Source organism: Amycolatopsis sp. NPDC059657 (assembly GCF_042734395.1).
GTDB lineage: Bacteria > Actinomycetota > Actinomycetes > Mycobacteriales > Pseudonocardiaceae > Amycolatopsis.
Genome location: NZ_JBHWEB010000024.1, coordinates 64,155 through 84,316, shown reverse-complemented (window position 1 = coordinate 84,316; position 20,162 = coordinate 64,155). Strand labels below are relative to the sequence as shown.

Genomic DNA, 20,162 nt, shown 5'->3' with positions numbered 1-20,162 from the left:
GGCCGATCGGCCAGGCGGCTGGCCGGTCGAACTATTTTTTGTTGGGATTACAGGGATCGGTGCAATCCCGGGAGATCAGGCGGGCCGTTCGCTGAGCAGGAACACCCGGATCTCGCGGTGCGCGGCGCGGTCGGCGTAGCGGTCGTAGGCAGGCCAGTACTCGGCGACCGCGTTCCACATTCGCTCGCGCTCGTCGCCTTCGAGGAGCCTGCCGGTGACCGGCACGGCGCGCCCGGCGATCGAGACGGTCGCGCGGGGCTCGGCCAGCAGGTTCGCCGACCAGGCCGGGTGGCTTTCGCCGCCCCAGTTGGAGCCGATCACGATGTAACCGCCGTCGCGCTCGACGTAGAGCAGGGGGACCTGGCGTGGCTCGCCGGTCTTGCGGCCGATCGTGGTGAGCAGCAGTGTGCGCAGGCCGACCGCGCTGCCGACGCCGAAGCGGCCGCCGCTGACGCGGAGTAGTACCCGGTCAGCGGGAACCAGGGCCTTGCCGAGCACGGCGAATGCCTTGCTCTTGCCGAAACCGGCGAACACACCGCGCAAACCTGTCATGCCGTGACCTTAGCGAAGATCGATTAGTGACTCTTTGTGTCCGTATGCGCGCGTTCGGACTAGCGGGCCGATACACTGTTACCGAGTGTGGACCGAACGGGAGGGCGGTCGCTCTGTGTCAAGATCAGAACCAGCTGGGCATTGTGCGCTGGTGGCGGTGGATATCGCGTCATTCAGCGGCCGCAGCGACCATGTTCTGCGGTATGTCCGTAAAGCGCTTTACGGCTTGCTTTCGGATTGTTTCCAGCGGTGCGGCATACCGCTGGAAAAGTGTTATGTCGAGGATCGCGGCGATGGCGCGATCGTGGTGGTCCCGGCCGGAACGCCCGAGTCCCTGTTGGCGTCTTCGCTGGTGGACTGGCTGAGAGCGGGGCTGCGCAAGCACAACGAGCTGTCCAGCGAGGTCGCGAGTATCCGGCTGCGGGTCGGCCTGCATTCGGGTGAGGTGCACAGCGACGAGCACGGCATTGTCGGCGCGGCGGTCAATCATGTCTTCCGGTTGCTGGAGGCGCCGCCTTTGCGCGGCGCGCTCGACAATTCCGATGCGCTGGTCGCGTTGATTGTCTCGGATCGTGTTTATCACGATGTGCTCAAACATGCTCCCGATCTCGTTGATCCCGCCGAATTCGCGCAAATTCCGGTCAAAGTGAAGGAGACTTCGACCACCGGCTGGATCCGGCTTCCGGGTGAACAGCCGCCACGCGACCAGCCACCCGCGTGCACCGGCCGGGTGCGGCCGCCGAGCTCGTTCGTCGGCAGGCAGGCCGAGGTCGAGAAGCTGCGGGGGCTGGTCCGCGGCTCCCGTCTGGTCACGCTGATCGGGCCGGGCGGCACCGGGAAGACCCGGTTGGCGGTCGAGACCATGCATGCCTTGATCGATGGCGGTGATCCGGTGTGCGCGGACGGCGCTCACTTCATCGATCTCGGTGGATATCAGGCGGGCGACGACCTGTGCCGGGCACTGCTCACCGGCCTCCAGCTCGCGACGCGCAGCTCGTCGGGGCCGCCAGCTTCGGGGCCCGCTGCCGACGCGCTGGTCGCCAGCCTGGTGAAACAGCGGGTCCTGCTGTTGCTCGACAATTGCGAGCAGTTGCTCGACGACGTCGCGACGGTCGCCGAGACGTTGTTGACCAGGACCACGGACACCGTGCTGCTGACGACGAGCCGTGAGGCGCTCGGCATCGACGGCGAGGCGACGTTCCCCGTCGGGCCGCTGGACGTCCCGCCCGAACACGAGGACGACCTGCTCGGCTATGCGGCGGTGCGCCTGTTCGTTGACCGGGCCCGTGCGGCGGATCCGGGCTTCACGCTCACCGCGGCGAACGGCCGCGAGGTCGCGGCGATCTGCCGTGGACTCGACGGGCTGCCGCTCCCGATCGAGCTCGCCGCCGCCCGCGTGCGCGCGCTCACGCCTGCCCAGCTCTCGGCACTGCTGGCGGATCGGTTCCGGCTGCTGGCCTGCGGGTCGCGCACGACACCGAGGCATCGGACGCTGGAGGCGGTCGTCGATTGGAGCTTTCACCTGCTGGACGAGCATGCGCGGGCCGCGTTCATCGCGCTGGCGGTGTTCCGCGGCGGATTCCGGCTCGATGAGGCCACCGAACTCGGGGCCAGGCTGGGGATCGAGCCCGGCGCGATGGTCGAGCACGTCGTGCGCCTGGTCGACAAGTCGTTGCTGCAGGCGACTCCCGGCGAAGCGGGCGCGATGCGGTACCGGATGCTCGAGACGCTGCGCGAGTACGGCATGGTGCGCCTCGAAAAGATCGGACTGGCCCACGAGACCGCCGGTCACCATGCCGAGCTGTATCAGGATCTGGCGCGCAGGCTCGGCACGGCGTTGCATTCCGGCGCGCAGGGCGTGGCCATCGCCACGCTCGAACGGGAGGACGACAACCTGCGTGCCGCCTTCGACTTCGCCTGCCGCAACGGACGCCACGAGATCGCGTTGCGCATGGTGGACGCACTCGGCTGGTACCTGTGGATGCGCGGGGAGCGGGTGTTCGGCTGGCCTGGGCTGCTGCGCGCGCTCGACATCACGCCGGATCAGCAGGAGCCCCTCCTGCGTGCCCGCGCGCTCATCTGGACCTGCCATCTCGGTGCGGTCGGGGTCACCGAGCCGGAGGCGCGCGGGCACGGCGAGCAGGCCAAGGAGATCTTGGAACGGCTGGGGCTGACCGACGGGCCCGAGTACACGGTGTGCCTGTTCGTCGGTGCTTTCGCCTACTACCGCGACAACGACCACGCCGAGGGCGACGAGTGGATCACGCGCTCCATCGAGCTCGCCACGAGGCTGGGTGACGCGTGGCTGCTGGCCTGCGGGCACAACGTCAAAGGCCTCGGACAGGCCATGCGAGGCGAGTTCGAGCAGGCGGTGGACACGCTGACCACCAGCATCGGCCACTACCGGCGGTCCGGTGACGGCTGGGGTGAGCATCGCGCGCGGCTCTGGCTCAGCCGGACCTACGAGGGCATGGGCCAGGTCACCAGGGCCAGATGTGAGGGTGAAGCCGCGCGAAGCCTGGTCTGTTCGCTGGATCTCGGCGAGGCCGAAGCGCCGCTGCTCGGCTGGATCGCGCGCTTGCATCTCTGCGACGGTGACGAGTTCACCGCTTCCCTCAGGCTGGCGGAGCTGGAGCGGACGCCGTGGTGGCGGAGCAATCCCGAGGCGGTCGCGTGGATGGCGGAATGCCAGGCGCGCCAATGCGAGAGACAGGCCGAGCGGGCGGCCGATGCCCGAAGGGGCGAACTTGCCGAGCGCGCCGCCGCCCTTTACGGCAGGGCGGCGGACGGGCTGTTGCGGGTCGGGCTCGCCGCTCATTCGGTGCGCAACCGCTGCAGCCAGGCGATTCAACTCGCGCGCGGTGGATTTCCGTACCGCGAAACGCTTCTCGCCGCCGCCGAAGACGCCGAACGCCAGTGCGATCCGCGGGCGAGCGCGCTTGTGCGGGACGCGGTCCGCGTGGTCGAGTCGTGCCATGACCGGTGATGAGATCGTGCTGGGCGCGTTGCCGAAGGGGATCACCCTCGCCAACGAGGGGATGCGGAAGACGGTGTGGAACGTGCTCGGCCACACCTACTACATGAAGGCGGCGAGCGAGTCGAGCTTCGCGTTCGAGACGTTCGATCCGCCGGGCACCGGGGTGCCGCCGCATGTGCACCCCGGACAAGATGAGCACATCTACGTGCTGGACGGCGTGTTCACGCTGTATCTCGACGGCCAGTGGGAGACGGCGGGGCCGGGTGACACCGTGCTCATGCCCCGGAACCTGCCGCACGCCTACTACAACCGCGGCGACGTGCCGACTCGCGCGCTGTTCTGGGTGAGCCCGGCAGGCAAGCTGGCTGAGCTGTTCGACAAGCTGCACAATCTGGAGGACCCGGAAGAGGTCGTCCGGCTCGCCGCCGCGCACGACGTCGACTTCCTGCCGCCGGGGAGCGTCGAAGGGGCATGACCGCGGTGGCGTCGGTGTGACACCCTGAGCGTCGTCCGTAGACGATCGCGACGAGGGAACACCACGCTCAGATGAGGCGAACGGAACTGCTCGGCCTGCTCACGCTGGCCGCGGTGCTGACCGGCTGCGCCGCCCCGGTGCCCGCTCAGGCACCCGCGCCGGTTCCGATCACGCAGGTCCCGCCGTCCACCGCGAGCTCCGTTCCGTCGCCAGAGCCCACGCCTTCCGTCGAGGCGGCGCCGACCGGGTGCGAGAAGGTGATCGCCGACATGCCGCCGCGGCGCCGGCTCGCGCAGCTCGTGGTCGTCGGCGTCGACCCGTCGAACCCCCGCGCGGCCGCCGACCTGGTCCGCGCCGAGCAGATCGGCGGCATCTTCATCGGCGGCAACGCGACCGCGCTGCTCCGCGGCAACGCGCTGAGCGCCGTCCAGGCGGCCGCGACCGTGCCGGTGTCCGTCGCGGTCGACGAAGAAGGCGGCCGCGTGCAGCGCATCGACGCGCTCGACGGTGACCTCCCGAGCGCGCGGAAGATGGCGCGGACCATGAGCCCCGACGAGGTGAAGGCGCTCGGCGCCGAGCGGGGCCGGGCGCTGCGGGCGCGCGGTGTCACCGTCGACTACGCGCCGGACGTCGACGTCAGCGATCAGCCGGATGGCGCGGTCATCGGCGACCGCTCGTTCAGCCCCGATCCCGAGGTCGTCCGTGCTTACGCGTTCGCGTTCGCCGAGGGCCTGCGTGCGGCGGGGATTCAACCGGTGTTCAAGCATTTCCCTGGTCACGGGCATGCCAGCGGTGACAGCCACCAGGGCACGGTCGTCACTCCGCCGCTCGCCACGCTGCGCCGCGACGACCTCGTCCCGTACCAGGCGATCGCCGAGTTCGACGGCGCCGCGGTGATGGTCGGCCATGTCGCCGTGCCCGGCCTGACCGCGGGGAAGCCCGCCTCGCTGGCCGAGCCCGCGTACCGGCTGCTCCGCACGGACTACCACTTCGACGGACCCGTCATCACCGACGATCTCGGCGCGATGCGGGCCATCAGCGCCCGCTACCCGTTGCCGACGGCGGTCGTCCAAGCGCTGGTCGCGGGCGCCGACCAGGCGCTGTGGTCTTCGGGCGGGCGCGTCGGCGACGTGCTCGACAGGCTTGAGAAGGCCGCCTCGACCGGCGAGCTGACCGGCGATCGGATCCATGAAGCGCTTCTTAGGGTGCTTAACGCGAAACAGGCTTGCTGAGGAGGCACGGGTGCGCAGTGATGAGTTCCAGCGGATGGTCGACGCCCTCGCCGACGTCCAGCGCGGGGAAGGCAGCGAGTACACGTCGTTCAGCGTGCGCGGCAAGCGTTTCGGCTACTACTGGCCGCGGACCCAGACCGTCGGCCTGAAGCAGACGCTGTCCGAGCAGCAGGCGCTGATCGCCGAGCGGCCGGACGTGTTCGAGGAGCAGTTCACGGCAGGCGGGTTCGGCTGGGTGGTCGTCCAGCTGGAGGGTATCGAGGCCGACGAGCTGTTCGAGCTGGTCTACGAGGCGTGGCGGCTGTCGGCCCCGGAGGAGCTGGTCGCCGAGGCGCCGCTGCCCTGGTGACAGCTACCTTCGCTCGGCGTCTGTCCGATATGGATCGATCTCCTGAACGCCGGGCAGGTCCGGCAAAGCCGCGGGCGTGCCGAGATCCGGGCCGGGCACAGGCACCCCGGGGCAAGCGTCGGCTGTCGTCTTCCCGGTCGCGAAGAAGTCCACGACCTTCGTCCCGCAAGGCAAGCCGAGCAACGACCCGTGCACGTCGTCCTCGACGGTCAGCAGTGCCCCGCCGATCCGGTCGCGCATCGAGAGGGCCCAGCCGATCGGCGTGGTCGACTCGTAGGTGTGGCCCGAAAGCTGCAGCGGACTGGTGCCCGGCTTGAAGTTCCACTGCCGTGGCGTGAACGGCCAGTCAGCGCACCGGCCGTCCCAAGAGGCGAACGAACCGGCGATCGGGTACTGCTTCGAACGGGCCTGCTTGGTTCGCCAGAGGGCAGGGAAGTCGCGGATGCCGGAGGCCTCATTGCAGATGACCGCGGTCTGCTGGAAGCGGTTCAGGCCGCGGGGCGGGGTGTCGTAACCGGTGCCGCTGACGGGGCCGTCGGCCATGCGTGCCGCGAGCGCGGCGGGCTCGAAGCCCTCCGGGATTCCGCCGTCGCGGAGTACGGCCATGGCTTTCGCGTCCCTGGGCCAGTATTGGCGGCTCGCGAGCATCATGGCGGTGACGGTGTCGCCGTCGATCGTCGCTCGTCCGATCACGCGTGGGTGGTCTGTCAGCGTCTGCCTCAGCTTCATGAGGGATTTCGTGACCGAGGTCTGCGTGGTGCCGAAGTGGAAAACTTGGTCGTAGCGGGAGATCCAGGAGGCGAAGTCGTGGAAGTTCGCCTCGGCCGCGGCGGTCTGCTCGTCGTCGATCTCGGTGAGGTCGAAGGTGGCCGGCATGACCGAATCCAGGAGCATTTTGTCGACGTGGGCGTCGAATTGGGTGCGGTAGCTCGCTCCGAGCGCGGTGCCCCACGAGATGCCGAGGAAGCCGATTTTCTCTTGGCCCAGCGCGATTCTGATCTGGTCCATGTCGCGGGCGATGTTGTCGGTGGTGAGATTCGCGGTGAACTCCGGGTCGCTCAGCGCGCAGCGACGATTGAAGCGGCCCTTGCGGTCGAAGATGAACTTGGCCTTCGCCTTGTCCGACCAGGACGCGGGCGGCTCCTCGTTGTCCTCGGGCAGCGATGGGCAGGAGATGTTCGCGCTGTAGTCGACTCCGCGCGGGTCGAAGCCGATCAGGTCGTGGTCGGCGCCGATGGCTCCGGCTTGGGAATCCCTTACCTTGTAGGGGGTTCTGGTACCCGCGCCGCCTGGCCCGCCTGGGTTGATCAGGATCGCGCCTGTGCTCTGCGCGGCCTTGACCCGGCTCACCGCGATGGTGATGCGGCGTCCGCCCGGCTTCGCGTAGTCGACGGGGACCGCGACCATGGTGCATTCGGTGCGCTGGTCGTCGGCGGGTTTCCAGTTGCGGGCGATGTCCTTGCACAGCTTCCACTCGAGCGGGTCGGCGGCGTACGCCGGTGGGATCGTCGCCGAGGTGGCCAGCAGTATCGCCACGACCATCGTTGCGCGCATGGGGCTCCTGTCTCGTGATTCTCTTCCGCCAGACGCCTGGTCTCGCGCCGCGGGTTCTCGATGTGACCCAGGACACGTCGTTAAAAGCGTTTCCGCGCAAGGACGTGTGGTCACTACACTTCGCTCGAACCTGAAGGGAGCCAAGCCATGTGTCGTCACCAGGCTGTTCGTGCTCCCCGTTCGCGGTACGTGGTGATTCTGGCGTCTTCGCGCGCCCGGTGACCGCTGCGCGGCTTTCACCGGAATCCGTGCCGAGCCCTGTCTGAGGGCCGGTCGCGGAATCGCGCTGCCCTTTTTCTCGGATCAGCCCGGAAGGCGCTGTGCCATGCGCGAACACGACCACGTCCGCAACCTGGGCATTCTGGCCCACGTCGACGCCGGAAAAACCACCATCACCGAACGGATCCTCTATGCGACCGGAACCATCCACAAACGGGGTGAGGTCCACGACGGCACCACCGTCACGGATTTCGATTCCCAGGAACGCGACCGCGGCATCACCATTTTCGCCGCGGCCGTCACCTGTGCCTGGGCGGGCCATCGCCTCAACTTGATAGACACGCCAGGCCATATCGACTTCGCCGACGAGGTGGAACGCTCGCTGCGGGTGCTCGACGGCGCGGTCGCCGTGTTCGACGCCGTCGCCGGGGTCGAGCCGCAAAGCGAGTCCGTGTGGCGGCAGGCCGATCGGCATGGCGTGCCGCGGATCGCGTTCGTCAACAAGCTGGACCGGGCCGGCGCCGATCTCGACACGGCCGTGGCGTCGATCCGGGAGCGGCTGCATCCGGCGCCGCTCGTGGTCCAGGTGCCGATCGGTGCCGAGGACGAGTTCACGGGCGTCATCGATCTCGTTCGCATGCGGGCACTGACCTGGGTCGATGAGCAGGCCGACGAGGGACCGATACCCGAGACGCTGCTCGACGAGGCAAAGCGGCGTCGTCGGCTGCTGGAGGAAGCAGTGGCCGAGCTGCACGCGAAGGCACTGGAGGAGTTCTGTGCGGAAGCCACGATCTCCGCCCAGACACTCGAAACCGCGCTGCGCGAGCTCACGCTTTCCGGCGACGGCCTGGTGGTGCTGTGCGGCTCGGCGTATCGCAACCGCGGTATCGAGCCGCTGCTCGACGCGATCGTGGCCTACCTGCCGGCTCCGCAAGACAAGTCGGCGGAGCCGTTCGCGGCGTTGGTGTTCAAGGTCGTTTCGGGCCCCACGGGGCGGTTGACGTACCTGCGGGTCTATTCGGGAACGATCGGAAAGGGGACCACGGTGCTGGACGTGGGCGCGCGGCGCACCGAACGCGTCGCCAGGATCCTGCGGATGCGTGCCGACCGGCACACCGAGCTGGACCGCGCGGTGGCCGGTGACATCGTCGCGGTGGCCGGGGTCAAGGGCGCGCGGGCGGGCGCGACGCTGTGCGCGCCGGACGCTCCGCTGCTGCTGGAACCGGCGGCGGTCGCCGAGCCGGTCGTCTCCATGGCGGTCGAGGCCCGCCGGGGCACCGACACCGAACGGCTGCTGGCCGCGCTGGCTCAGCTGGCCGAGGAGGACCCGTCGCTGGTCGTGCGTGGCGACCCCGAGACCGGGCAGACGCTGCTGTCCGGCAGGGGCGAGCTGCATCTCGAGGTCGCGGTGGAGAAGATCCGCCGCGCCCGCGGGCTGGACGTCAGCGTCGGCAGGCCTCGGGTGTCCTATCGGGAAACGGTCGCGCGTGGCGTGTCCGGGCTGCTCTACCGCCATGTGAAGCAAGAAGGCGGCGCCGGGCAGTTCGCGCATGTCGTGCTGGAGGTCGAGCCGCTGGAAACCGGCTTCGAGTTCCGCTCGGCCGTCGTCGGCGGCCGGGTGCCGCGCGAGTACGTCCGCGCGGTCGAGGCGGGCTGCCGGGACGCGCTGAGTGAGGGACCGCTCGGTGGCCATCCGGTCACCGGGCTGCTCGTCACCCTGACCGACGGTGCGACCCATCCGAAGGACTCGTCGGACATGGCGTTCCGCGCCGCGGGCCGGTTCGCGCTGCGGGAAGCCTTGCGTGCCAGCGAAATGGAGCTGCTGGAGCCGGTCGCCGAGGTCACCGTCACGGCGCCGGACGACATGGTCGGCGGCGTGCTCGGTGACCTGGCCGCGCGCCGCGGCCGGATCGCGGCCTCGGTCGCGAAGGCGGGGACGGTGGTCGTGACGGCCGCCGTCCCGCTGGCCGAGCTGTTCGGGTTCGCGAACCGGCTGCGAAGCCGGACGCAAGGCCGGGGCACGTTCACCGCCCGGCCGACCGGCTACGTGCCCGCCAAGTAAAAGGATGGCCCCGTTCGCGACGCGGGCGGGGCCATCCGTCACTGCTCGGCCATCCCGGCCGTGAGTGAACCGCGAGCCGCCCGTCGCGCCGGCAGCAGCGCGGCGAGTGGCGCGGCCAGTACGGCGGCGCCGAGCAATACCCCGAGCCTGCCCCACGGCAGCGTGAACAGCAGCGGCTGCCCGGCGGACTGGGCCACCTCGGTGATCAGCCAGGCCGAGCCGATGCCGAGCACCAGGCCGCAGGCCGCGCCGAGCAGCGCGATGAACACCGACTCCGTGGCCAGCGCGGCGCCGAGCCCGCCCCTGGTCAGGCCGAGCGCGCGCAGCAGCGCCGACTCGCGGGTGCGTTCCAGCACGGACAGCGAGAGCGTGTTCGCGATACCGGCGAACGCGATCAGCACGGCCAGCGCGGTCAGCGCCCACATCAGGTTCAACGTGCTGCGTATCTTCTCCGAGGCCTGGTCTTTGAGCTCGTCGACGCTGGTCAGCTTGGCGAGTGGCGCGGCCTCAAGTGCCTTCTCAAGCGCTGCCCGCGCGCTCGGCGGGGCCTTGACCAGGATGCTGTCGTCGTGGGTCTCGTCGCGGTAAGCGATCGCGGGCATCTGGGCCAGGTCGACGAGCCCGAGGCCAAGGTCGACGCCGGGGGCGCTGACCGCGTCGTAAACGGCGACGACCCGTAACGGGACCGAGCCCGCCTGGATGGTGTCGCCGACAGACGACCCCGTGTACTTGGCGAGCTGACTGCTCATCGCAAGCTCACCGGGACCGAGGCGATCGAGGTTGCCCGCGATGACCGCGGGCCGCAGGATGCTGCCGACGGCGTCGCCGCGCACCGCCGCCAGTTGCCAAGCGCCTTGCGAACCCAGTTCGCTTGAGAACGTGGTTCGCGGCGCGGCGGCCTCGACTCCTGGGACCGCGGCGAGCGTGTCGGCAAGCGTCGGCGGCAGCGGTTTCACTGAGACCGACGAGACGACGAAACCGGCCTTCAGCTGCTCGTCGAGTGCGCTGTTCTGGCCCGCTTCGACACCGGCCATCACCGTGGTCGTCAGCGAGACGACGGCGAGCCCGATGGTGAGCGCGGCGGCGCTGGCCGCGGTGCGCTTCGGGTTGCGGTCGGCGTTGAGCGCCGCGAGTTTCGCCGGCTGGCCGAGCACCGGGGCGAACACCGCGCCCAGCATCCGCATCACCGGACCGGCGAGCAGCGGCCCGATGGCCAGCGTCGCGCCGAGCAACGCGACCATCGCCGCGATCGAGAGCGCGACGCCCGTCTCCGCCTCGGTGCCGAACGAGAGCACGACCGCGGAGATCGCGCCTGCCAGCAGCGCGGCCGCGAGCACCACCCTGGCCCGGCTCGTGCGGCCGGTCTTGCCTTCCACCGGCGTCCGCAGCGCCTCGACGGGCGCCACCCGGGTGGCAGACCACGCCGGGATCGCCGCGGCCAGCATCGTCACCAGCACGCCGAGAGACAGGGCTGCGACGACGGTCCGCACGGTCAGCGGGAGGTAGACGGGTGACTCGGGCGCCGCGACCGACTGCAGTGCGGCGGCCACGCCGAAACCGCCTGCCAGTCCCACCACCGAAGCGACCGCGCCGACCACCGCGGCTTCCGCGAGCACGCCGGTGAACACCTGCCGTTTCCCCGCGCCGATACAGCGCAGCAAAGCCGACTCGCGCGCTCGCTGGGTGACCAGGATGGTGAACGAGTTGGTGATCACCATCGCGGCCACGACCATCGCGAGCACCGCGAACATGGTGAAGAACTTGGCCAGCCCCGCCGAATACGACGCGGCCTGGGACAGCAGCAGCCCGGCCGCCGTCTTCCCGGTGACCACGTCGACGCCGTCGATCGCGCCCTTGAGGTCGGTGACGAGCCGCTGGGCGCTGATCCCGGGTTCCGCGCGCACCACGATGCGGCCTATTTCCGAGTCGGGCGCCAGTTCCCGCATCGCTTCGGGCAGCAGGAGCAGCGGGGGCGCGCCGATGCCCGCGTCCGTCGGCCTGCTGAAGGTGCCGACGAGGGTGAAGGTGTGCGACCCGCCCTGCGCGTCGATGACGGTGACCGGGGAGCCGAGCGCGCGATCGCGGGCGGCTTCCTCGGCCATCGCGATTTCGCTTGCGGTGGCGGGGAAACGGCCCGTGGCGAGGTCGAACGGGCGTAGCCGCTCATCGGCGGTCAGCGCCGTGGCCCCCGAGTCCTTCAGGTGGCCTGCCGTGTCACGCACGGGAGCGCTCACCGTCACGCGGGCTTCCGCCGCGGCGACACCGGGCACGTGCCTGACCTTGTCCAGCAGCGCGGCGTCGAGCGGGCCTTTCTTGCTGCTGATGGAGGCGTCGACCCCGCGCGTGTCGACGGCGACGGCCGCGCGCAGCCCGGCGCCGACCGCGTCGGAGAGCACGAACGACCCGGCCACGAACGCCACGCCGAGCGCGATGGCGACGGCCGAGAGCAGCAGCCGCAGCGGCCGGGCCTTCAACCCGGCGATGACGGTGCGCAGCATCATGCCCCCAGGCCGGTGAGCGCGGCGAGGACGGCGTCGGCGCTGGGGGAGGCGAGGTGGGTGGCGACGCGGCCATCGGCGAGCAGCACGCCGTGGTCGGCGTAGGACGCGGCGACCGGGTCGTGGGTCACCATCACCACGGTCTGGCCGAGATCGGTGACCGAGGTGCGCAGGAAACCGAGCACCTCGGCGCTGGACCGCGAATCAAGGCTGCCGGTCGGCTCGTCGGCGAACACGACGTCCGGCTTGCCCATCAGCGCGCGGGCGCACGCCACCCGCTGCTGCTGGCCGCCCGAGAGCTCGCCCGGCTTGTGCCGCAGCCGTTGGCGCAGGCCCAGCGCGTCGACGACCGTGGCGAACCACGCCGGATCGGGCTTGCGGCCCGCGAGCCGGAGGCCGAGCAGGATGTTGTCCTCGGCCGACATGGTCGGCAGCAGGTTGAACGACTGGAAGACGAACCCGACCCGCTGCTGCCGCAGCCTGGTCAACGCGGCGTCGGAGAGCCCGGTGAGCGAGGTCGGTCCGATTCGGACGGTCCCGGCGTCCACAGTGTCCAGTCCGGCGAGACAGTGCATCAGTGTCGATTTCCCCGATCCGGACGGCCCCATGATCGCGGTGAACCGGCGTGCGGCGAAGTCGAGCGTCACGTGATCGAGCGCGCGCACCGCGGCGTCACCCCTGCCGTAGGTCTTCACGACGTCCGACACGCCGACCGCGGCGGTTGTGTTTCCATGCATGCGGTGAGCATGGCGAAACACGTCTGAATGGTTCCTGAAAGATCCTGAAGAACGTTTCAGGATCGCGCGCGGTCATCTGCGAAGATCGCTCTCATGCGGGTGCTGGTGGTGGAGGACGAGAAGCGGCTGGCCGAGACGCTCCAATGGGGCCTCGAGGCCGACGGGTACGCCGTGGATCTCGCCCACGACGGCGAGGAAGGGCTCGAACTGGCGCGGCTGTACCCGTATCAGGTGATCGTGCTCGACATCATGCTGCCGAAGCTCAACGGCTACCGCGTCTGCGCGGCGCTGCGTGAACTCGGGATCACCACCCCGATCCTCATGCTCACCGCGAAGAACGGCGAGTACGACGAGGCGGAGGCGCTCGACACCGGCGCCGACGACTTCCTGAGCAAGCCGTTCTCGTACGTCGTGCTCGGCGCTCGCCTGCGCGCGCTCACCCGGCGCGGCGGTGCGGGGTCGTCCGCGACCCTCGTGTTCGGTGACCTGGTGCTCGACTCGGCGAAGCGGACCTGTCAGCGCGCGGGGCGCCCGGTCACGTTGACCACCAAGGAGTTCGCGGTGCTCGAATGCCTGCTGCGCCACGACGGCCAGGTCGCGGCGAAGAACGAGATACTGGAACAGGTGTGGGACATGGCGTTCCAGGGCGACCCGAACATCGTCGAGGTCTACGTGAGCGCGTTGCGCCGCAAGCTGGACGCGCCGTTCGGGCGGCGCACCATCGCGACCGTGCGCGGCGTCGGCTACCGGCTGGTGGCCGATGAGTAGCTGGTGGCCGGTGTCGGTCCGCCGCAGCACCACGCTGGCGGCCGTGCTGCTGTCCTTGTCGGTGTTCTCGCTGGGCTGGTTCGGCATGCGCGAGTTCATGCGGGCCCAGCTGAGCTCCGGCGCCATCAGCAACACCGCGACCCAGCTCGACCGGATGGCCGACGCCTACCGCGTCGGCTCGGCAGGGAGCGGGCGGACCGCGTTGTCCGCCGCGATTTCCTCGGGTGGGGCGCTGTTCGAGGTGGTCACGGACTCCGGGCAGCCGGTGATCAGCAGCCGCGAGCTGCATCAGCTGGATCCTCAATGGACACCGCTCCCGCCGGCGCCCGCCCAGGCGCCCCCCGACTGGTCGACCACCACGAAGGCCACGCTGCGGCCAGGAACGCACCCGGATTGGCGCGAGTACCGCACCTACACGGTGCTGGGCCGGGTCGTCGAGGGTGTCCCGGCCGACCTGATCGAACCGCTCGGGCGTCAGGGTGACCGGCTGGACACCGGGCTCGCGGGTGCGAGCGACGGGAAACCGCAGCGGCTCACGCTGTACTTGTTCGTCATGCCGTGGGAAACCCTCCGTATCGTCAAAACGCTCGACGACACCCTGAAGGTCTTCGCGCCGATCGCGGTGCTGCTGACCGGCCTGGTCGCCTGGTTCACGGCCGGCCGCGCGCTGCGCCCGGTGGAGGCGATCCGCCGCGGGCTGGCCGAGGTCAGCGGCAGCCAGCTCGGCAGGCGTGTGCCGGTGCCGCGGTCCCGTGACGAGATCGCCAGGCTGGCCGAGACGACCAACACCACTCTCGACCGGCTCGAACACGCGCATGCGCAACAGGAACGCTTCGTCGCGGACGCGAGTCACGAGTTGCGCAGCCCGCTCGCGAGCCTGCGTGCGGGCCTGGAGGTCGCGCTCACGCACCCGGATCGGGCCGACTGGCCCGAGGTCGCGCAGCGGTCGCTGCTCGATGTCCAGCGCCTGCAACGCATCACGGCCGACCTGTTGCAGCTCACCGCCGAGGTCCCCGCGCCGTCCGGCCGCGTCGACCTCGCCGACGTGGTGGCCGAACAGGTCGCCGAACGCGCACTCCAGCCGGGCCCGGTAAACAGGTCCTATGTGGACGGACCGGCGGTCGTGTCCGGCGAGCCCGTGCAGCTGGAACGCTTGCTGCGCAACCTGCTCGACAACGCGGCGCGGCACGCGGAGTCCTCGGTCACCGTGTCCGTGGGGGTTTCTTCCGGCGAGGTCGTGCTCGAAGTGCTCGACGACGGGCCCGGTATCGCGGTGGCGGACCGCGAACGCGTCTTCGACCGGTTCGCCCGTCTTGACGACGCTCGCGCTCGCGACGCGGGCGGCTCAGGCCTCGGGCTCACGCTCGCCCGCGACATCGCGGTCCGGCATGGCGGATCGCTGCGTGTGGAGGACAGCCAGAGAGGAGCCCGTCTGGTCGCGCGGCTACCCCAAGCGGACGTGCCGGGGGAACAGTAAGTCGTTGCGCTGGACGAAAACCCGGTCACGCCAGGTCTCGGCGGGCACTCGCGGGATCTCGTCGTTCAGCGTGTAGCCGGGGTCGTGGTCCAGCCAGCCCTCGACCACCTTGCTGCCCTCGCCCGGCGGATCGACCCGGAGGAAGCCGAACACGCCGTGGCTCGGATTGGCCAGCCAGAAGTGGGGTGTCGCCTCGTGGTCCCAGCCGGTCACGGTGACGGCCGCGGCGAAGTCCGCCTTGGCGTGGTCGATGATCCGGCCGAGATGCGCGACGGCCGCGCGGACCGCTGCCCGGTTGCGGTCCTCTGGCGGAAGTCCGTCCAGGAAGGACACTTGAGCGGGTTCGGTGAACAGCGGTAGCTCGGCGTAGTAGCCGTCGTGCCGCATCAAGCCGTCGAGATCGAGCAGCCCGCGCTCGGCGAGCAGCTTCTCGAACCGCGGATCCACAGTCATGAGCACCCCCGCTCCTGTTTACCACGGGAGTCAGGCGAGTGCTCCCCGCACGACGACGCCGAGAACAGGCCGTGGATCCGGGGTGGTGCCCCCGGCGATGGCCTGCACGAAGAATCCCTGGCCGCACACCCCGATCGCGGTGGCGGCGAGCTGCGGTTCCGAGGCGCCGAGCCGCGCCAGCACCGGCACGACGAGGTCGGTCATCGCGGCGCCGCCGCGGGCGAGCGCCTGGCGCAGCGCGGGGTCGTGGCCCGCTTCCAGCCGCAGCACCATCCGGGCGGTGGTGACGACCCGGTTGGGGCCCATCATGAACTCGAACAGCCGGGCCAGCTCCTCCACCAGCTCATCGGCCGTCCTGACGTCGAGCGCGGCGCCGACCGTCGGTGACTCCTGGCGCACCATCCAGTCGACCACGCCCTCGAGCAGTGCCGCGCGCGTGCGGAAGTAGTTGGAGGTCGATCCCTTGGGCAGTTCCGCTCGCTCGTCGACCCTGGCGTGAGTGAGCGCGCGCAGCCCCTCGGTGCCGAGCAGATCGACCGCCGCGCCGAGTGCGCGCTCCCTCTTCGAAGTCACCCCGACACTATAAACGTAGTGACAAGGGCACTATGAACGTAGTACCGTGCGGTGATGACCGCAGCAGTCGCGCTCGTCGCGCTGATCCTCAACGCTCTCGTGGGCGTCTTCATGTTCGTGCGCTGGCTCGGTCGCTCTGCCGGAAGCCTGCCGCCGCTCGTGTACTTCCACATCGCCACGGCGTCGGTTTCGCTGGCCCTGTGGATCGCTTACCTGGTCGTGGGGCGACCGGCTTTGCTTGCCTGGGCGGTGTTCGTGGTGCTCACCGCCACCAACGCGCTGGGCGACACGCTCCTGGTCCGCGGCTGGCGTGCCCGTCATTCCGTGTCCTCCGGCTCGCTGGTCCGGAACTACCTAGGTGCTGCCCGCGACGTGCTGTCAGGCAAACGGCCCGCCTCGATGATCCACGCGATACTCGCCCCCGTCGCCTACTTCTCGGTGCTGCTCGCGGCGCTCGGGGTCGGTTAGGCGCACTCGACTGTGCTCCGATTTTCGGCGTAGGATGCCGAATCACGGTAGACCAACGGAGCAAGCCGGGTGGTTCTCGGCGGGTAAGGGACAGAACATGGACGACCTCGACCGCCGTATCGTCGAGCTTCTCCAGGCCGACGCGCGGACGACCAACGTCGCGCTGGCCCGTGAGCTGGGGGTTTCCGAGAAGACCATCCGCTCCAGGGTGTCCCAGCTGGTCGCGACCGGGCTGATCCGGTTCGAGGTCGTGGTCGCGCGCGGGGAGCGGCCGAGCCGGATGCTCTTCGGGGTACACGCGCTGCCCGGGCGTCGTTTCGACGTGGCGGCCGCGCTGGTGGAACGGCCTCAGGTCGACCACGTGCATCTGGCGAACGGGGCTTTCGACGTGGTGGTCGAGGCGGCGTTCACCGACGACACGCAGGCGCTCGAGTTCTTCGTGCGCGAGGTCGAGGGGCTCGATGGCGTGAAGGAGGCCGTGACCTGCCATCTGGTGACCGAGTTCCGGCAGATCGACAAGCCGTCGCCGGACGGGCCGGTCGTCGACACCGAGCTGGTCGGTGGGTTCGTGGTGAGCAGCCACGCCATCGGGTCCGTCGACGAGCTGCTCGACGAGGCGTGCGTGCTGGCGACCGAGGGACTGTCCGCGGACCGGGCGCTGGCGTCGGCGGTCGGCGGCGGCACGCGGGCGCGAGGGCTGTCGGCCGAGTATGCGGGTGCGCGTGCCGCGGTGATCGAGTCGGGTCGGCATGTGCTGGAGGCCGACGCCCGGACCGACCCGGCCGTGAAGGCGGAAGGCTTCGTCACGTCGCTGGCTTTGCCGATGCGGCACGGGGATCGGGTCGTCGGCGTGCTGGAGCTGTGCTTCGACGCCAAAACCCGGCTCGAGGACGGCTACCTGGCCACCGCCCAGACGGTCGCCGACCACCTGGGCATGGTCTGCGTCCGGCTTGGTGAAGCGGGGTCGTGAGTGGTACGGCCGGTTCTAACCGGTCTAAACACTCACGAGGCACTAGGACCAGGCGGTCCAGCCGTGCTCGGGCCGGGGGAACCAGAGGTGGACCTGGCCGGTGCCGATGCCGTTCTCGTACTCGCTGTACCGGACGGCCCGCGCGACGCAGGCTTTGCCGCCGACGGCACCCGCCAGGGTGAGGTAGTGGCCGAAGCCCGCTTCGGGTGCGAAACGCCGATACTCCGGCATGGCGTCGATGACGCGGGCGTGGTCGCCGGCTTCGAGCCAGGCGATGCGCTGGAGGTCGGCCGCACTGGCCTCGGGGGAGATGATGTTCGACGGATCGCCCGCCATGCGGTCGCGGACCTCGTTGAGCGGCCAGAACGCGTGCGAAAGGCCGCCTGAGGCCACGATCAGGACCTTCTTCTCGGTCAGCGCCACCGCGTCCGCGATGAGTTCACCCACGGCGAGGAAGTCGGCGGGGGTCGCGGACTGGCAGACCGAGACCGAGATCCAGGGCTTGGCCGGGCGGCCGAGGTAGTGCCACAGGTTCAACGTCGCGTAGTGGATCGGGAGGTGGGGGTCGTCGACGGCCGACAGCCAGAGTGAGCGTTTCTCCGCGAGCGAGGCGATGGTCTCGGCCAGCTCGGGGTCGCCGGGGAGGTCGTATTCGTACCAGCAGATCGCGCTGGGCATCTCGTCCGAGGTGAAGACGCCCTGGCGGACGCTGTGTGCCGTGATGACGGTTTCGGTCGTCGTGGCCCAGTGGCTGTCGAGGACGATGACCGTGTCGTAGTCGAGGGTGTCGATCACCTCCTCGCCGAGCCTGGTGAGGCCGGTGGCGAGGGTGAAGTCCTTGCCGCCGTTGGCTTCGACGCGCAGCTCGCGCGGGAACATGATCACGGGGGAGTGCGAGAGCAGGCCCGCGCCGACGATGTCGCCCATGGTTGCCTTTCAGTGGATGAGCAGTGGAGAGAGGTCGACGGACACTTCGTAGTTCCGCAGCCAGGAATTGAGCCGTACCGACGATTCGACGAGGATCCGCTCGAACTCCGACAGCGCGCTGTTCGCCGGCTTCACGACGAGGCGGCGCACGGCGTCGTCGTCGAGGAACGGGTTCAGTGGCGCGGCGGGGTCGTGGACGGCCGAGGTGAGGTCGCGCAACAAGGCACGGTCGTACTCCGGGTCCTGAATGGACGGATAGGCCGCCTTGCGCCGGTTCAGCACCGACTCGGGCAGCAGGCCCGCCGCCGCCGACCGCAGCAGGGCCTTTTCCCTGCCGTCGTGCCGTTTCATGGCCAGCGGGATGTTGAACACGTACTCGACCAGCCGGTGGTCGCAGAACGGCACCCGGCCCTCCAAACCGGACGCCATGCCCATGCGGTCCTTTTTGTCCAGCAGGATCGGGAGCCAGCGGGTCAACGTCAGGTACGACAGCTCGCGGCTGCGGGCGTCCTCGGCGTTCTCGCCGTCGAGGCGCGGGACCTCGGCGAGCGCGGCCGAATACAGGTCCGCTTCGTACTCCGCGATGTTCAGCGCGTCGACGAACGAGGAGCGGAACAGCGACCGCGGGTCGAGGCCGCGGTGCGCGCCGAGCGCGAGCCAGGGGAACGTGGTCGCCGCGCGGGCGCCGGGATCGGTGAACCACAGGTAGCCGCCGAACAGCTCGTCGGCCGCTTCGCCGGACAGCGCCACGGTCGCGTGCTCGCGGACCGCCTTGAACAGCAGATACAGCGAGACGTCCAGGTCGGCGAAGTTGAACGGCAGGTCCCAGGCCCGCAGCACGGTCGCGCGCACGCCGGGATCCAGTAGCCCGGCCCGGTCGAGCATGATCGCGTGATGGTCGCTGCCGACGAACTCCGCGACCTCCAGCGCGAACGGGCCGTCCGGGGTCGGGCGGATCGGGTCGGCCTGGAAGTTCTCGGTGTGGCCGGTGAAGTCGACAGAGAAGGTCGAGAGCCCCGGCCGGTGCCGGTGCGCGATCGCGGTGACCGTGCTCGAATCCAGCCCGCCCGAGAGCAGCGACACCAGCGGCACGTCGGCGATCATCTGCCGGGGCACGATGTCGTCGAGCAGGTCGCGCACGGTGTCGATCGTGGTACGCAGGTCGTCGGTGTGCGGACGCGATTCCAGTGCCCAGTAACGGCTTTCCCGCAGCTTCCCGTGGCCGACGCGCAGCACGTGACCCGGTTTGAGCTCACGCATGCCCTGGAACGGGACCCGGCCGGGCGTGCGGATGAACAGCAGCGCGTCACAGAGTTCTTCGGCCGACGCCCGCGCGTGCGCGAGCGGATTGGCGAGGATCGCCTTCGGCTCCGATCCGAAAAGGACACCGCCGGGCGTGGGGTAGTAGTACAGCGGCTTGACACCGAGACGGTCACGCACGAGCAGCAGCTCCTGCGTGGTCGTGTCCCAGATGGCGATCGAGTACATCCCGTTGAGCCGGTCGACGAACCGCTCACCCCATTCGAGGTAGGCACGCAGCGCGACCTCGGTGTCGGACTCGGTGCGGAACCGGTGCCCGAGCTTCGTCAGCTCGGCGCGCAGCTCGCGGTAGTTGTAGATCTCGCCGCCATAGGAGATGACCGCGACCGGCTGCCCGTCCGGGCCCTTTTCGGGCGTGCGCATGGGTTGCTGGCCGTGTGCCAGGTCGATGATGGACAGCCGGCGGTGCCCGAGCGCGATGTGCTCGCCGAGCCACTGGCCGCCTTCGTCCGGCCCGCGCCGGTGCAGCGTCTCGGCCATCGCCTCGACGACGGCCGGTTCGCGGGTGAGGTCGCGGTCGAACGCGACCCAGCCGGTGATGCCGCACATGC

17 protein-coding genes are annotated in these 20,162 nt (G+C 69.8%); 9 read left to right on the top strand and 8 right to left on the bottom strand.

Going from position 1 to position 20,162, the window contains the following annotated elements; genetic code table 11:
• Positions 1-75 precede the first annotated feature (75 nt).
• On the bottom strand, positions 76-552 hold the full coding sequence (locus tag ACFV15_RS16025; RefSeq protein WP_378351205.1) for a nitroreductase family deazaflavin-dependent oxidoreductase: 477 nt from the start codon (positions 550-552) through the stop codon (positions 76-78).
• Positions 553-703: 151 nt separating this feature from the next.
• On the opposite strand from ACFV15_RS16025, the gene ACFV15_RS16020 reads away from it, so the two are divergent.
• From ACFV15_RS16020 to ACFV15_RS16005, 4 genes are all read left to right on the top strand, one after another.
• The gene (locus tag ACFV15_RS16020; RefSeq protein WP_378351204.1) at positions 704-3,538 is read left to right on the top strand and encodes an ATP-binding protein; all 2,835 of its coding nucleotides are present in this window, start codon (positions 704-706) and stop codon (positions 3,536-3,538) included.
• Positions 3,528-4,004 carry a cupin domain-containing protein gene (locus tag ACFV15_RS16015; protein WP_378351203.1) on the top strand — a complete coding sequence of 159 codons (477 nt, stop codon included), beginning with the start codon at positions 3,528-3,530 and terminating at the stop codon, positions 4,002-4,004. Before ACFV15_RS16020 ends, ACFV15_RS16015 begins: the two co-directional genes overlap by 11 nt.
• A 71-nt stretch (positions 4,005-4,075) precedes the next feature.
• Positions 4,076-5,236 carry a glycoside hydrolase family 3 N-terminal domain-containing protein gene (locus tag ACFV15_RS16010; RefSeq protein ID WP_378351202.1) on the top strand — a complete coding sequence of 387 codons (1,161 nt, stop codon included), beginning with the start codon at positions 4,076-4,078 and terminating at the stop codon, positions 5,234-5,236.
• A 34-nt stretch (positions 5,237-5,270) separates the two neighbouring features.
• Positions 5,271-5,585 carry an MmcQ/YjbR family DNA-binding protein gene (locus tag ACFV15_RS16005; RefSeq protein WP_378351230.1) on the top strand — a complete coding sequence of 105 codons (315 nt, stop codon included), beginning with the start codon at positions 5,271-5,273 and terminating at the stop codon, positions 5,583-5,585.
• A 3-nt stretch (positions 5,586-5,588) separates the two neighbouring features.
• Here ACFV15_RS16005 and ACFV15_RS16000 read toward each other — a convergent pair whose 3' ends face one another.
• Positions 5,589-7,139, bottom strand: coding sequence for an alpha/beta fold hydrolase (locus tag ACFV15_RS16000; protein ID WP_378351201.1), 1,551 nt, complete (start codon positions 7,137-7,139; stop codon positions 5,589-5,591).
• 325 nt (positions 7,140-7,464) lie between these two features.
• On the opposite strand from ACFV15_RS16000, the gene fusA reads away from it, so the two are divergent.
• Positions 7,465-9,420 (top strand): elongation factor G, encoded by a 1,956-nt coding sequence (fusA, locus tag ACFV15_RS15995; protein WP_378351200.1) that lies wholly within the window; start codon positions 7,465-7,467, stop codon positions 9,418-9,420.
• A gap of 38 nt (positions 9,421-9,458) precedes the next feature.
• Here the strand turns inward: fusA and ACFV15_RS15990 are convergent, their stop codons facing one another.
• Both ACFV15_RS15990 and ACFV15_RS15985 read right to left on the bottom strand, forming a co-directional pair.
• Positions 9,459-11,921: an ABC transporter permease gene (locus ACFV15_RS15990; RefSeq protein ID WP_378351199.1), complete on the bottom strand. Its 2,463-nt coding sequence runs from the start codon at positions 11,919-11,921 to the stop codon at positions 9,459-9,461.
• The gene (locus ACFV15_RS15985) at positions 11,918-12,655 is read right to left on the bottom strand and encodes an ABC transporter ATP-binding protein (RefSeq protein ID WP_378351198.1); all 738 of its coding nucleotides are present in this window, start codon (positions 12,653-12,655) and stop codon (positions 11,918-11,920) included. Before ACFV15_RS15985 ends, ACFV15_RS15990 begins: the two co-directional genes overlap by 4 nt.
• A gap of 93 nt (positions 12,656-12,748) precedes the next feature.
• Here ACFV15_RS15985 and ACFV15_RS15980 point away from each other — a divergent pair, with 93 nt between their 5' ends.
• Together ACFV15_RS15980 and ACFV15_RS15975 are read left to right on the top strand one after the other, a co-directional pair.
• The gene (locus ACFV15_RS15980; RefSeq protein ID WP_378351197.1) at positions 12,749-13,423 is read left to right on the top strand and encodes a response regulator transcription factor; all 675 of its coding nucleotides are present in this window, start codon (positions 12,749-12,751) and stop codon (positions 13,421-13,423) included.
• A complete protein-coding gene (locus ACFV15_RS15975) occupies positions 13,416-14,900 on the top strand; it encodes a sensor histidine kinase (RefSeq protein WP_378351196.1) in 1,485 nt (494 codons plus the stop codon). The genes ACFV15_RS15980 and ACFV15_RS15975 overlap by 8 nt, the downstream gene beginning before the upstream one ends.
• Here the strand turns inward: ACFV15_RS15975 and ACFV15_RS15970 are convergent.
• Both ACFV15_RS15970 and ACFV15_RS15965 read right to left on the bottom strand, forming a co-directional pair.
• Positions 14,868-15,353, bottom strand: coding sequence for a hypothetical protein (locus ACFV15_RS15970; RefSeq protein ID WP_378351195.1), 486 nt, complete (start codon positions 15,351-15,353; stop codon positions 14,868-14,870). The genes ACFV15_RS15975 and ACFV15_RS15970 overlap by 33 nt on opposite strands.
• A 30-nt stretch (positions 15,354-15,383) precedes the next feature.
• Positions 15,384-15,926, bottom strand: coding sequence for a TetR/AcrR family transcriptional regulator (locus ACFV15_RS15965; protein ID WP_378351194.1), 543 nt, complete (start codon positions 15,924-15,926; stop codon positions 15,384-15,386).
• 54 nt (positions 15,927-15,980) lie between these two features.
• Between ACFV15_RS15965 and ACFV15_RS15960 the strand changes: the two genes are divergently transcribed.
• Positions 15,981-16,394: a hypothetical protein gene (locus tag ACFV15_RS15960; RefSeq protein ID WP_378351193.1), complete on the top strand. Its 414-nt coding sequence runs from the start codon at positions 15,981-15,983 to the stop codon at positions 16,392-16,394.
• A 97-nt stretch (positions 16,395-16,491) separates the two neighbouring features.
• Positions 16,492-17,364 (top strand): AsnC family transcriptional regulator, encoded by an 873-nt coding sequence (locus ACFV15_RS15955; protein WP_378351192.1) that lies wholly within the window; start codon positions 16,492-16,494, stop codon positions 17,362-17,364.
• Between the two features lie 42 nt (positions 17,365-17,406).
• Here the strand turns inward: ACFV15_RS15955 and ACFV15_RS15950 are convergent, their stop codons facing one another.
• Both ACFV15_RS15950 and asnB read right to left on the bottom strand, forming a co-directional pair.
• Positions 17,407-18,291, bottom strand: coding sequence for a catechol 1,2-dioxygenase (locus tag ACFV15_RS15950; RefSeq protein ID WP_378351191.1), 885 nt, complete (start codon positions 18,289-18,291; stop codon positions 17,407-17,409).
• A 9-nt stretch (positions 18,292-18,300) separates the two neighbouring features.
• The gene (gene asnB, locus ACFV15_RS15945; protein WP_378351190.1) at positions 18,301-20,160 is read right to left on the bottom strand and encodes an asparagine synthase (glutamine-hydrolyzing); all 1,860 of its coding nucleotides are present in this window, start codon (positions 20,158-20,160) and stop codon (positions 18,301-18,303) included.
• Positions 20,161-20,162 lie beyond the last annotated feature (2 nt).